At 61.3% G+C, this 12,461-nt stretch carries 13 protein-coding genes; 7 read left to right on the forward strand and 6 right to left on the reverse strand.

Annotation, left to right across the window (positions count from 1 at the left end):
* Positions 1-133 precede the first annotated feature (133 nt).
* The 5 genes from MTR72_RS02970 to MTR72_RS02990 all read left to right on the forward strand — a co-directional run bounded on the left by MTR72_RS02970 (position 134) and on the right by MTR72_RS02990 (position 2,992).
* Complete coding sequence (locus MTR72_RS02970; RefSeq protein WP_341510059.1) at positions 134-514, forward strand: SPW repeat protein; 381 nt, start codon at positions 134-136, stop codon at positions 512-514.
* A gap of 147 nt (positions 515-661) precedes the next feature.
* Entirely contained in the window at positions 662-1,327 is a 666-nt protein-coding gene (locus MTR72_RS02975; RefSeq protein ID WP_341510060.1) for a sensor histidine kinase, read from the forward strand.
* A 46-nt stretch (positions 1,328-1,373) separates the two neighbouring features.
* The gene (greA, locus tag MTR72_RS02980; RefSeq protein WP_341510061.1) at positions 1,374-1,868 is read left to right on the forward strand and encodes a transcription elongation factor GreA; all 495 of its coding nucleotides are present in this window, start codon (positions 1,374-1,376) and stop codon (positions 1,866-1,868) included.
* A 193-nt stretch (positions 1,869-2,061) separates the two neighbouring features.
* Positions 2,062-2,361, forward strand: coding sequence for a hypothetical protein (locus MTR72_RS02985; protein WP_341510062.1), 300 nt, complete (start codon positions 2,062-2,064; stop codon positions 2,359-2,361).
* 370 nt (positions 2,362-2,731) lie between these two features.
* Positions 2,732-2,992 (forward strand): hypothetical protein, encoded by a 261-nt coding sequence (locus tag MTR72_RS02990; protein WP_341510063.1) that lies wholly within the window; start codon positions 2,732-2,734, stop codon positions 2,990-2,992.
* 41 nt (positions 2,993-3,033) lie between these two features.
* On the opposite strand, the gene MTR72_RS02995 is transcribed toward MTR72_RS02990, so the two are convergent.
* From MTR72_RS02995 to MTR72_RS03015, 5 genes are all read right to left on the reverse strand, one after another.
* Positions 3,034-4,887: a TRAP transporter large permease gene (locus MTR72_RS02995; RefSeq protein WP_445819545.1), complete on the reverse strand. Its 1,854-nt coding sequence runs from the start codon at positions 4,885-4,887 to the stop codon at positions 3,034-3,036.
* A 35-nt stretch (positions 4,888-4,922) separates the two neighbouring features.
* Positions 4,923-5,948 carry a TRAP transporter substrate-binding protein gene (locus MTR72_RS03000; RefSeq protein WP_280966257.1) on the reverse strand — a complete coding sequence of 342 codons (1,026 nt, stop codon included), beginning with the start codon at positions 5,946-5,948 and terminating at the stop codon, positions 4,923-4,925.
* A 192-nt stretch (positions 5,949-6,140) separates the two neighbouring features.
* A complete protein-coding gene (locus MTR72_RS03005) occupies positions 6,141-7,151 on the reverse strand; it encodes a transketolase family protein (RefSeq protein WP_341510064.1) in 1,011 nt (336 codons plus the stop codon).
* Positions 7,148-7,999, reverse strand: a complete 852-nt coding sequence (locus MTR72_RS03010; protein ID WP_341510065.1) for a transketolase — start codon at positions 7,997-7,999, stop codon at positions 7,148-7,150. The genes MTR72_RS03005 and MTR72_RS03010 overlap by 4 nt, the downstream gene beginning before the upstream one ends.
* A gap of 24 nt (positions 8,000-8,023) precedes the next feature.
* Positions 8,024-8,773 (reverse strand): SDR family NAD(P)-dependent oxidoreductase, encoded by a 750-nt coding sequence (locus MTR72_RS03015; RefSeq protein ID WP_341510066.1) that lies wholly within the window; start codon positions 8,771-8,773, stop codon positions 8,024-8,026.
* A 108-nt stretch (positions 8,774-8,881) separates the two neighbouring features.
* On the opposite strand from MTR72_RS03015, the gene MTR72_RS03020 reads away from it, so the two are divergent.
* Both MTR72_RS03020 and MTR72_RS03025 read left to right on the forward strand, forming a co-directional pair.
* A complete protein-coding gene (locus MTR72_RS03020) occupies positions 8,882-9,778 on the forward strand; it encodes a LysR substrate-binding domain-containing protein (protein WP_341510067.1) in 897 nt (298 codons plus the stop codon).
* A 296-nt stretch (positions 9,779-10,074) separates the two neighbouring features.
* Positions 10,075-10,410, forward strand: a complete 336-nt coding sequence (locus MTR72_RS03025) for a hypothetical protein (protein WP_341510068.1) — start codon at positions 10,075-10,077, stop codon at positions 10,408-10,410.
* A 185-nt stretch (positions 10,411-10,595) separates the two neighbouring features.
* Here the strand turns inward: MTR72_RS03025 and MTR72_RS03030 are convergent, their stop codons facing one another.
* Positions 10,596-12,380, reverse strand: coding sequence for an adenylate/guanylate cyclase domain-containing protein (locus tag MTR72_RS03030; protein ID WP_341510069.1), 1,785 nt, complete (start codon positions 12,378-12,380; stop codon positions 10,596-10,598).
* Positions 12,381-12,461 lie beyond the last annotated feature (81 nt).

The raw sequence follows: 12,461 nt of genomic DNA on the forward strand, positions 1-12,461 counted from the left end.
TGGCGAGGTACGCGACGGACCCAATCAAGTGATCAATAGAGCGTTGCAGTTATGAGCTACTCGTTCGACGGCTGAGCACGTCGGATCGGAGGGTGTCTAGGATCAAGGTGTGAAATGAGCATGCTGGCCGAAAATGACAGAGCTGAAATGGACAGAGCTGAAATGGAAGGAATCCGGAGTTGATATCGCAAATCTCATCCTAGCGGCTCTCTTGTTTCTGACGCCGTGGATCTTTGGGTTTGCGCATGACTACCCCGCGGCGCCAAGCGCCTGGGTGAGTGGTATCATCATTGGCGTTGTAGCGATCGCAGCGCTCACAAAATTCGCCGAGTGGGAGGAATGGGTCAATCTCGTGCTCGGAGTGTGGGTGTTGGTGTCGCCATGGGTTCTTGGCTTTGCCGCGCAGAGCGCAGCCGGATGGGCCCATGTCATCGCGGGTCTGATCGTCGCTGTGCTGGCGGGCGTGAAGCTGTGGTTCATGCATCAGACGCCACAGGTGACCGCCCGACGATAAGGACGCGGGTCGGGTGTCGACCTGGCCCGTTCTCCGCCTTGATCGTGATCGGGTCCTGTTCGCGAGCTCCATGAGCGAGGGCTGCTTTGAGCGAGGGCTGCTTTCCGTCAGCCTGTTGGTTTGCGCGGATCCGGAAGGAGGATGATCATGGAGGGCGCAATGCTCCAGCCTGAGCGAAACGAGGCCGATTTGCAGGTGGCGGAAATACGCCACAGGATCGCGAATTGCTTTCAGCTCATGATCGGTGCCATACATTGCCGGCTCAAGCAGACGGCCGATCCCGTGGCGCGGGACCAGTTGGTATGGGCCCGCGACATCATCCATACCATGAGCCTCCTGCAGGGGCGTCTGACTTCAGATGCCGGGCAGAGCTTTGCCGACTATCTCCGTGACCTGGCCAAGTACTGGCAGCCTCTGATGGAGGTTCAATCGGTCCACATCGAAGTCGATGCCGATCCCATCGACCTTGGGCCTGGCGCATCTTCGTCGCTGGCGCTGATTGTCCAGGAACTGGTGACCAACAGTGTCAAACATGGCCTTGATGGCACCGCCGGCTGGATTCGGATTGAACTCAAACGACGCGACGCCGAGGTGGAATTGGTCGTGGCGGACAACGGTCGGGGCGTGTCCAAAGACAGGCGCGCGCGGTCCGGACTTGGAATGACGATCGTCAGCCAGCTGAGCAAGAGAATCGGCGCCGTCATGGAATTCGATTGCGGCGCATCGGGAACGATTGCCCGCTTGCGGCTCCCGATCGCCGGTGCAACGGCAGCTGGGAGATCGAGTTGTCCCTCGTACCAAATGGCCGGTTAGCTACCATGTCGTCGAGGCGTCCTATGCGGAATAGGCACCCAGTCCAATGAACAAGGCTATTGAAGCATCGACGGAGCGGCTGCCAATGACAGCCGACGGCTATGCATCTTTGCAAGACGAGCTGAGGCACCGCATTCAGGTCGAGCGACCGCGCATCGGCGAACGCATCCAGGATGCTAAGGCGGACGACACCAACCTACCTGAGAATGCGGAGTATCTAGCCGCCAAATCCGAGCAGGAGGTCAATGAGGCTCGCATCGCGCAACTCCAGGACAAGCTCGCGCGTGCCGAAGTGATCGACGTATCGAGCCTTTCCGGCGACACCATCAAGTTCGAGGCCACGGTGACCCTGACCGACACGCGCGAGAAGCGGATGTGGCAGATCGTTGGCGAGTCCGAGGCGGACGCAAGGAGCGGTAAGATTTCGATCTTTTCGCCGCTCGCCCGCGCGCTCATCGGCAAGACCAAAGGCGCGGTCGTCGAGGTCATCGCGCCCGGCGGTGCGAGGGCCTATCAGATCGACAAGGTCGAATGGCATTGATCGGCAGGCGCTGTGTGCCGCGAGTCGGGCCCTTCGACCCTCTGTTGCTCGATCTCATGCTGCCGCCCGCGACGATATCGATGTCTCTCGCTACGTTGCCGCATCGACGGCCCATGGCGAGAGAACACGCCGGATACGACCCGGGCTCGGTCGAACGCCCTCATTCCGGCACTAATCTGTTGCGAACAATCAATTGGCACCCAAGTTATATAGACGCCAAGCCCCACCAAAAGTATCGGGTACCAAGTCAGCCATGCCGACCGGCTCAGATCTCGATATCCGCCGTGCCAGTGAGGAGGAACGAGCTTATCTTGAATCGTTGATTCGCGAGGATTTCGAGCGATGTCATCCCGGCGAGACGCTGGAAGACCTGAAGCGGCGGGCTTCCTTTTCCAAGGAGGACAGGGGATTGTTGCGCGATTGGATGGCGGTGGCGGCGACCCGCGCCGCGGCTGATCCGGCCAAGCCCCCGCGGCTGAATTCAGCGGCGTAGCAGCGGCAACGGCTTGTCCGAACCTCCTTCGTATCACTGGACAGCGGTCTCTCCTCAGACGGGGGACAGCTAAGAATGATCCCAGGAATTTTCGGCCTCCTGCCAGAAAGGAGTTACTCAATGCGATCTGCGCGGAGCGCACTTCCATAATCATTCATTACGGTCGGGTGAAACCGGCCTCGGTCGCGGAAAATCGCAAGCGAGCGCATTTTCGATGCCGCCATCGTATGGTAGGGCGCGGTGTCTTTCGCGTGGGGCGGATTGCAGGTTCAAATCCCGGAGGCGCAACCACCGATACGGACATTCAGTTCGGGTTGCGACGATCTAATCGAGGGCTTTTCGCCCCTCTTTGCGTCCAACGCCGAGCGGCTTGAGCTTCGCGCGCGATGTCCTTAGTTCGGAATCCATCCTCCGACCGTGGCGCCGCCTGGGAAGCTCGGCCAACGTCACGGTCCTGAACCGCCAAGGCGAGGTCGCCGATCGTCTGATCCTGGATGGACCCCAGCCGACGAATTGTGCCTTTGCGCTCGAAGGCAAGAAGCTGCGCGTCACGGAGGTCGGCAAGGGCCAGGTCGAAGAGATCGATATGCCCTGCGAAGGTCTGCCGCTGCACCTGCCGAAATTCGCCTGACCAGGAGCCTCGCGGTTCCCGCGAGGCTCCTGCTGAGCCGCTCAAAGGAAGCCGATCGACAACCAGGGCACGGCTGCGACGATCAGGGTGCCGATCAAGAGCGCGATCATGTAGCCCATGATCGGCTTCATGCCCTCGTCCGGATTGATGCGGCTGATCGCGCAGGCCGCGTAGTAACCGACGCCGAACGGCGGTGCGAACAGGCCGATGCCCATGGCGAGGACGACCACCATCGCATAGTGGACATCGTGCACCCCGACCTGCCGCGCGATCGGGAACAGCAGCGGGCCAAACAGCACGATGGCCGGGATCCCTTCCAGCACGCTGCCCAGGATCACGAAGGTAACGATCGTGACCGCCAGGAAGACAGGGACGCCGCCGGGAAGGTTGGTCATGCACTTGGCAAGAGAGGCAGAAAATCCCGACTGAGTCAGCGCCCAGGCCATCCCCGTCGCCGCGCCGATGATGAGCAGAATTGCCCCGGACAGCGAAGCCGTCTCGACCAGCATCGGATAGAGACGGCGCCAGTCGAACTTGCGGTAGACGAGGAGACCCGCGCAGGCCGAGTACAGGATGCCGATGGTCGAGACCTCCGTTGCCGTCGCAACGCCCTCGACGACGGCAGTCCGGATCACGAATGGCAGGGCGATAGCGGGTATCGCGATGACAAAGGCTCGGCCGATCTCCGACCCCTTTGCCCTTTTGACGTGGGACAAGTCCTCGCGGCGGTATCGCCACCACACGACGGCCGCGAGCATGACCGCGAGCACCACGCCCGGCAGCAACCCGCCAGTAAACAGCGCAGAGATCGACACACCGGTGACCGAGCCGATCGTGATCAGAACCAGCGACGGTGGGATCGTCTCGGTCTGCGCGCCTGTCGCGGCCAGGAGCGCGACGAGATCGCCAGGCTTGGCCCCGCGCTGCCGCATCTCGGGAAACAACACCGGAGCCACCGCAGCCATATCTGCCGCCTTGGAGCCGGAAATACCCGAGACCAGATACATCGTTCCGACGAGCACGTAGTGCAGTCCGCCGCGCACGTGGCCCAGAAGGCTTGCCAGGAAGCCAACCATCGCGCGCGCCATGCCTGTCATCTCGATCAGCAGACCGAGAAAGACGAAGAGAGGCACCGCGAGCAGAATCAGGTGGCTCATGCCTTCGTCCATCCGCCCGATCATCACCACGTCGGGCGTGCTGGTCGTCAAGGCGAGATAGCCGACCGTGGCGAGGCCGAATGCGAACGCGATCGGCACGGCTGCGAAGACCATGGCGCCAACCACGACAACGAAGAAAATTAGAAGATTCAAATTGCCGAGCGGCTTCAACGCCGGAGCCAGCAGAATGAAGGTCGCGATGATGCCCGCGACGATCGCCAGGGACGCCAGCAAGCTGCGCGGGCTCGCGATGCGGATGAGCCGGAGGACCGCTGCGATTAGCATCAGTCCGATCCCGATCGGCAAAGCCGCCGCACGCCAGCTATTGACGATCTCGAGCGCAGGCGTGGTGACGAATGCCTCGTCTGCGGCGAATTCATAGGCGGGCCAGACGACGAGGACGAGAAATGCTAGCGATGCCGCGGCCGCGACGACGTCCAGAAACGCACGAACCTGAGCACTGAGAACACCGACGACCGCGGTCATCCGCATGTGCTCGCCGCGCTGGAACGCAATCACGGAACCGAGCATGGCGAGCCAAAGAAAGAGAAGGCCGGCGAGTTCGTCGGACCAGATGATGGGCGAGCGGAACACGTATCGACCCACGATGCCCGCAGACAGCACCGCAATCTCCGCCAGCACGAGCAGTGCTGCCGGGACCGCGACGACATGGCCAAGCACCGTGTTCGCCGTTATCACCCAACTGCACCGGCCTGCCTGCGACGCGCCGGCCGCCATACCGGCACCGACATGCGGCGTATGGCTCATGCTGGTCATGATAGCTGGCCCGCCGCTTTTTCGAGTTGCGACCACGCCTCCTCGCCGAATTTGCCCTTCCAGTCCGAATAGAAGCTGGTCTTGGACAGCGCCTGGCGGAAAGCGGCACGATCGACGTCGACGAACTTGAGGCTCTTGGCGGAGAGATCGTTACGCAGAGACCGGCTGAGCTTTGCGATATCGGCGCGCTGATCGATGGCGGAGCGGTCGAGCTCGCGAGTGACGATCTCCTGCACGTCCTTGGGGAGACGCTCGAAAGCGCGCTTGTTGCCGAGAATCCAATAGCCGTCCCAGACGTGACCGGTCAGGCTGCACGTGTTCTGCACTTCGTAAAGCCGCGCCGTCGCGATGATGGGCAACGGATTCTCCTGGCCGTCGACGACCTTGGTCTGCAGCGCGGAATAGACCTCGTTGAAGTTGATCGGGGTCGGCCCGGCGCCGAGCGCCTTGAACAGCGAGGTCAGCAGCGGCGCGGGGGGAACGCGGATCTGGAAATTCTTCAGGTCGTCCGGCGTGCGGATTTCGCGGCCGGAGGACGTCACCTGACGGAAGCCGTTGTCCCAGGCCTTCGAGACCGCCATGATCGGCGTCTTGGCGATCTGCGCCCGGATGTAGGTGCCGAGATCGCCGTCCATAGCCTTCCAGACGCTGTCGTAGTCGGCGAAGGCGAAGCCGGTATTCACGATTCCGGCGCTCGGCACCAGCGTGGCGAGGATCGAGGACGACTGGTTGAAGAACTCGACGCCGCCGCTGCGAACCTGCGTCAAGAGCTCGGTGTCCGAGCCGAGCTGGTTGGCCGGGAACAGCCTGATCTCCAGGCGGCCGCTGGTCGCTTCCTTGATGCGGTCGATCGCTTCCTGCGCCCTGATATTCACCGGATGCGTCGGGTCCTGTCCGGTCGCGAACTTGTAGACGAACTCAGCGGCGGATGCCGGGCGGGTCAAAATCCCGCAGAGAGGTACGGCCGTGGCCGCCATCAAGAGCGAACGGCGGCTGATGCTTGCGGACTTCGCGACAGGCATATTTTCCTCCTGAACCAATATTTGAGAATGGTGCCGGCTGCATCGGCCCCAGAGGGCCTGCAGCGTTGCGGTCTGTTCGTTCACCGGCTCTCGGCCGCCGGCATGTGGACAAGAGCCATCACCCGTCGCCGCAACATGCGGCGGGCGCAGCTCCTCGACTGGTTTGGTCTGGTCGCGCTTAGCGTAGGTACGCTAAAGCCAGTGTATGATCTGCCTCGCGACCTCTGCGGTCGAGATCCCGTAGCGGTCGTGCAGCGTCGGCAGTGCGCCGGCGTCAAGAAACTCGTCCGGCAATGCAATCTGGCGGAAACGCGGATGGACGCCCGAGCGCATCAGGACCGCCGCGACCGCCTCGCCGAGACCGCCGATCGTCGTGTGGTTTTCGGCAACGACGACAAGGCGGCCGGGCTTGCCGGCTTCACGCAAGATCGTCTCCGCATCGAGCGGCTTGATGGTTGGAACATGCAGCACCGCAGCATCGATGCGGTCGTTCTTCAGGCTTTGCACGGCCTCGAGGGCGCGCATGGTCATGATGCCGGATGAGATGACCAGGACGTCTTTCCCGTCACGGATCAGCTTGGCGTTTCCGAGTTCGAACTTGTAGTCATATTCGTCCAGCACGACCGGGACCTGGCCACGCAGCAGGCGCATGTAGACCGGCCCGCGATGCGCCGCGATGGCGGGCACCAGTTGCTCGATTTCATGGGCATCGCAGGGATCGACGACCGTCATGTTGGGCATGGCGCGGAACAGCGCGAGATCTTCGGCGGCCTGATGGCTCGGGCCATAGCCGGAGGTCAAGCCGGGCAACGCGCAGACGATCTTCACGTTGCGGTCTTCCTCCGCGATGGTCTGGTGGATGAAGTCGTAAGCGCGCCGCGATGCAAACACCGCGTAGGTGGTCGCGAACGGCATGAAGCCTTCGGCGGCAAGGCCTGAGGCCGCGCCGAACAGCAGCTGCTCGGCCATGCCCATCTGGTAATAGCGGTCCGGGAATTCCTTCGCAAAGATGTGCAGGTCGGTGTATTTGCCGAGATCGGCCGTCATGCCGACCACATCGGGACGGCTGCGAGCGAGCTCGACCAGCGCATGGCCAAAGGGCGCCGGCTTCGTTTTCTGTCCCTCGGCCGCGATCGAGGCGATCATGGCCGAGGTGGTCAGGCGCGGCTTGCCCGGTAGGGGCGCTGATCTGACGGTCTTCATGCCTGCCTCCCGGCTTCCAGCGCGGCCAGCGCGAGCTGCCATTCGTGCTGCTCGACGCGGATGAAATGGTTCTTTTCGCGCTGCTCGAGGAAGGGAACGCCCTTGCCCATCAGCGTGTCGGCAACGATCATTCGCGGCTTGGGCTCGGGATGGGACTTGGCGGCATCGAACGCGGCAACCACCGCATCGAGATCGTTGCCGTCGATGCGCTGTACGAACCAGCCGAACGCCTCGAGCTTCTCGACCAGCGGCTCGAAAGCCATCACCTGGTTCGAAGACCCGTCCGCCTGCTGATTGTTGACGTCGACGATGCCGATGAGATTGTCGAGCTTGTAATGGCCAGCCGACTGGATGGCTTCCCAGACCGAGCCTTCGTCGAGTTCGCCATCGGAGAACAACGTGTAGACCCGGGCTCCGGATTTCTTGCGCTTGAGGCCGAGCCCCATGCCGACGGCGATGCTGAGGCCCAGTCCGAGCGATCCACCCGACATTTCCATGCCGGGCGTATAGGACGCCATGCCCGACATCGGCAGACGGCTCTCGTCGCTGCCGTATGTTTCGAGCTCATCTTCGGGGACAATCCCGGCCTCGATCAACGCCGCATACAGCGCGATCGCATAATGCCCGTTCGAGAGAAGGAAGCGATCGCGCTCCTCCCAGGACGGATCTTCAGGCCGGTAGCGCATCGCGTGGAAGTAGGCCACGGCGAGAACGTCGGAAATGTCTAGCGCCTGCGCGATATAGCCCTGACCCTGGACTTCGCCCATGCGCAGCGCGTTGCGGCGAATGTTGTAGGCGCGGTCCGCCAGCTTGGGGGTGTTGGTCAGCGTGTTTACAGGCGTTTCCATCGATCTCGACCTTGTCTCGCTGTCTCAGTGGATAAGCATCCCGCCGTTGACGTCGATCACGGCACCGGTGACGTAGGTGGATAGATCCGAGGCCAGGAAGGTGTAGATGCCGGCAACGTCTTCTGCGGTGCCGAGACGATTGAGCGGAATGCCTTCCAGGATCTTCGCCCTCATCTCGTCGGTCAGCTTGCCGGCGGTGATATCGGTGCCGATCAGGCCGGGCGTGACGCAGTTGACGCGGATGCCGTCCGGGCCGAACTCGCGGGCCATCGCCTTGGCGAGACCCAGCACACCGGCCTTCGCCGCCGAATAATGCGGGCCGCCGAAGATTCCACCGCCGCGCTGCGCCGAGACCGACGACATGCAGGCGATGGATCCGGACTTCCGCGCGCGCATATGCGGGATCACAGCCTGGGAGAGGAACAGAATGCCCTTCAGATTGACGTCCTGAATGCGATCCCAATCAGCCGGCGAGATATCGAGGAACTTGACCGGTTGGGTGATGCCCGCATTGTTGATCAGGATATCGATGCCGCCGAAGGCCTCGACCGCGCGGGCGACCGCCTGCTCGCAGGACGGCTTGTCGGCGACGTCGCAACCCAGCCCGATGTGCGATTTTCCGAGCGAAGCCGCAGCATCCGCTGCCGCGGCGGCGTCGATGTCGAGAATGGCGACCCGAGCGCCCTCGGCGGCGAACCGCCGGGCCGTGGCCAGCCCGATGCCGCGCGGCGAGGCCGCGCCCGAAATGATGGCCGTCTTACCGCTGAGCAGCATCAGTTCCTCCCGCGAAATTGTTTTTCCTTGGCAAGACAAATGAACCGCGGAGGCGCAACGGACAAGCGCACAGTTGTCACGGATCGATGAATCTGGTTCACTTATGGAATGCTGTCGAATGTCCCGATATCGGCAATTCGCGCCTTTGAGGCCGCTGCTCGCACCGGATCGTTTCGCGATGCGGCGAATGAGCTTCACCTGACGCCGAGTGCGGTCAGTCATGCCATCCGCAAGCTGGAGGACACGCTTCGGACCGTTCTGTTCGAGCGCAGTGCGCGATCAGTTCGGCTCACGCCAGCCGGCGAAAATCTGATGCGCCACACGGGAGCGGCGTTCGATCAGCTCCGCCGCGGTCTCGAGGAAGTCGCTGCGCGCGGTCCGCAATTGGTGCGCGTCCACTCAGCCCCCAGCTTTGCCGCGCAATGGCTGGCACCGCGGCTTGCACAGTTTCTGGCCGCTTATCCGAAGCTCGAGGTGCGGCTGGCTGCCAGCACGGACTATGCGCGTTTCAGCAACGATGATTTTGATATCGACATCGTCTACGGTCCGCCTCGAGCGGAAGGTGTCGAGGTCGTTCCTCTGCCGGAAGAGACGGTCACCCCGCTCTGCTCCCCCGCGCTTGCAAAATCAATCAGGAAAGCTGCCGATCTCCTCGATCAAACGCTCATCCGTTCCGACGTGAAGCAGGTTCAGTGGCACCAGTGGTTCACGGCGAACGGATTGGAATCACCTGCGCTCCACGGCATGAGGTTCGATCGCAGCTTTCTGGCAATCGCAACGGCTGCGGAGGGATTGGGAGTAGCGTTGGAATCAACGCTCCTGGCCGAACGCGAGCTGGCGAGCGGGCGACTAGTTGCGCCGCTGGCAGTGCGCGCCAACAATATCCGCTACGTCGGCCATCGCCTGATCTACCCGCGCGCCAGCCGACAGAGATCTGCGGTACGAGCCTTTGCAGATTGGCTCGTGGCGCAACTCGCTGGCGAGACCGCAGGTTCCTCGCACTAAGATCGAAGTCAAGCCGAGCATCACCGCAACCAAGCAAGCGTGCGGCTGTTTTGCGTCTCGAGCTCCGACGGTCGCGTCTTCAACGCATCGAAGTCGGCGCCAAAGCCAAAAGAAAGCGCAACAATACCTCATGGCATGGACTTCTGTGCGGCCTACTCGGCCTAGCCGCCTTGCTGGACGAGGCTCGCCGATCCGACCCAGCCTGGTATCGCGAGTTGGGGGCGGCGGTGCCGTACTCCACGGATATGCGGCAGAAGTGCGCCGCGCGGCTCGCAACATCCGAAGGAACGCTGTTCATGGAATGGAAATTGCTGGCGCTGAGGACTGAAGGCGGTAAGCCGAACGACAAGGCGCTGACGGAGATCCTTTCGCCATATCGTCAGCATCGCAGCGCCCTGACCGACGGTCTTAGGCTCAGCAAATCGAACTTTGCCGGGGCCAAAGCAATCGTCATTGCAGGCTACAGCTACAAGGACATGCCGCTTGAGCCCGCTATCGGAGCATTTGAAGCGTCCGCGGCAACGGTCGTGAAGCTTAGCCAGCGCTCTGAGGCAAGCTTCTCCGGGCTATCCCATCCCGTGCATCAGGAAGGAAAAGTCTTCGCTTGGCTCATTGAAGGCGAAGCCAATTGAAACCGCGAATCTCCTCAAGCTGGCTGGAATAAGACTTTAGGGACGATACACGCGATACACGCGGTGCCAAGGCACCCCGATGACCGCGCAGGCAAGTCGGCTCTACCAAAAGCTAGGCGGTGTCGGCTGATGCACGAGACGAGGCCGTCCAGTCCCCCAAGTCCGCCTTTTACCCACCTCTGATATCACCCTTCGGGCACCCCGGCCATACGCATCCCATGAATGACGCGCCTGCCCTGCTCGCGAAACGTCGAATCGTCGCTAAATGGAATGGCTTTCAGGCGACGGATGGTGAAAGTTGGATTCAGCGCAAGTCCCTTTTTGACGGCACCTCGCGCCTCATCCAGTTTCCCGAGATGTGCGAGCGCAGCGGCGAGTTCGAAATATGCTATTGGAAAGTTTGAGTTATCATTCAGACTTCGACGAAACCATACAACTGCTTCGGCATCCGCTCCGAGCATCAATTTGCTGAAACCGACCCAAAACATCCATCGATGTGCACCTTCGTCGCGAGGAGACAAGCGTATCGCTTCGTATATGTGTGCCTCTGTTTCTTCGGCGCGCCCGATAAAATATTTGGCGACACCGATGAAAGCATGGGCTTCCGCCAAATTCGGATTTAAAGCCAACGCGTGCTCGCATTCCGCGATGCCTTCCGTCCCGCGCTTGGTACAGAACAAGACGCACCCCAGAAACGCGTGAGCAAGGGCGTACTGTGGGGCCAAGGATAAAGCCTTATTCAAGGCCGTTTCAGCCGCGGCATAAAGCGCGTCAGGGTTGTCGGTGAAATTAATGCCAGCGTTTGCTATATCGATAGCTGCGATGCCTACCAGCGCCTCGACATTGTCGGGATCAAGCTCTAAGGCACGTTCGAAGAAACTTCCTGCCTGCGCCAGGTGGGCAGGGGTCCAACCCTTGTTCCAACGGGCCATCCCCTGGAAATACAGGTCTAGTGCGCTTGGGTGCAATGAGCGTTCCGCTCGCCTTGCCTCAGCGGCGATGAGTTGAGCATTCAGCGCGTTGGCCAGTCTCGATACGATTTCATCTTGCATCTCGAAGAGATCAGAAATCGGCTTGTCAAAACGGTCGGCCCAAAGGTGAGCACCCGTTTCGGCATCGACAAGCTGAACGTTCACCCGGAGCTGGTTTTCGCTGCGCTGCACCGAACCTTCGAGCGCGTAGCGGATGTTCAACTCGCGCCCGATCTTCTTGAGGTCGAGCGCTTTGCCCTTGTAAGTGAATGCGGTGTGTCTGCCGATCACGAATGAGCCTTTGATGCGCGACAGATCAGTGGTCAAACTCTCGGTCACGCCATCCACGAAATAGTCCTGCTCCGGATCGCCGCTGAGGTTGGCGAAGGGCAGTACAACGATGGAAAGACGAGGTGGTGAAAGCGAGCCCGACCTTGCGTCGTTTGTAGCTGGGCTGGTTGCTCCCTGGACCATGGCATAGGCCCGGATGGCGTGGGGGATGTTTTTGAGGGTCTGCTCGCCCAGATCAGCGAACTCGATAGCCACCTTGCCCCGAACATGCGCGTACACCAACGACGATACGCAGATGCCACCGGGTTCGGCAATCCCCTCAAGCCTCGCAGCAATATTTACGTCATCTCCAAAGATGTCATGAGGCTCGACAATCACGTCGCCGATATTGACGCCGACACGGAAAGCAATTCGCCTGTCCTCTACCTCGCCTGCTGTAATGTCCTTGATGCGGGTCTGGAATTTCATCGCAGCCCGAACCGCTTCGACCGCGCTCGGAAACTCTGCCAATAACCCGTCCCCCGTGTTCTTTACGATGCGGCCGCCGTGTTCGGCGATTGCCGGATGGACAACCTCTGTCAGGAGAGCACTCAGTTTGGCGTGGGTAGCTTCTTCGTCGTGGTGCATAAGTCGCGAATAACCAGCCACATCGGCGGCCAGTATCGCCGATAACCTGCGCTCGACCCGGCTTGGTGGTTTCTGAGGCATGGCCTGCATCCCGACCCAAACGATACTGTACATCGGATCAGACCGCAGTACCAAAAATGCGCATAGACGGATGCCGCCCGT

Source organism: Bradyrhizobium sp. ISRA442 (assembly GCF_038085055.1).
Lineage (GTDB): Bacteria > Pseudomonadota > Alphaproteobacteria > Rhizobiales > Xanthobacteraceae > Bradyrhizobium.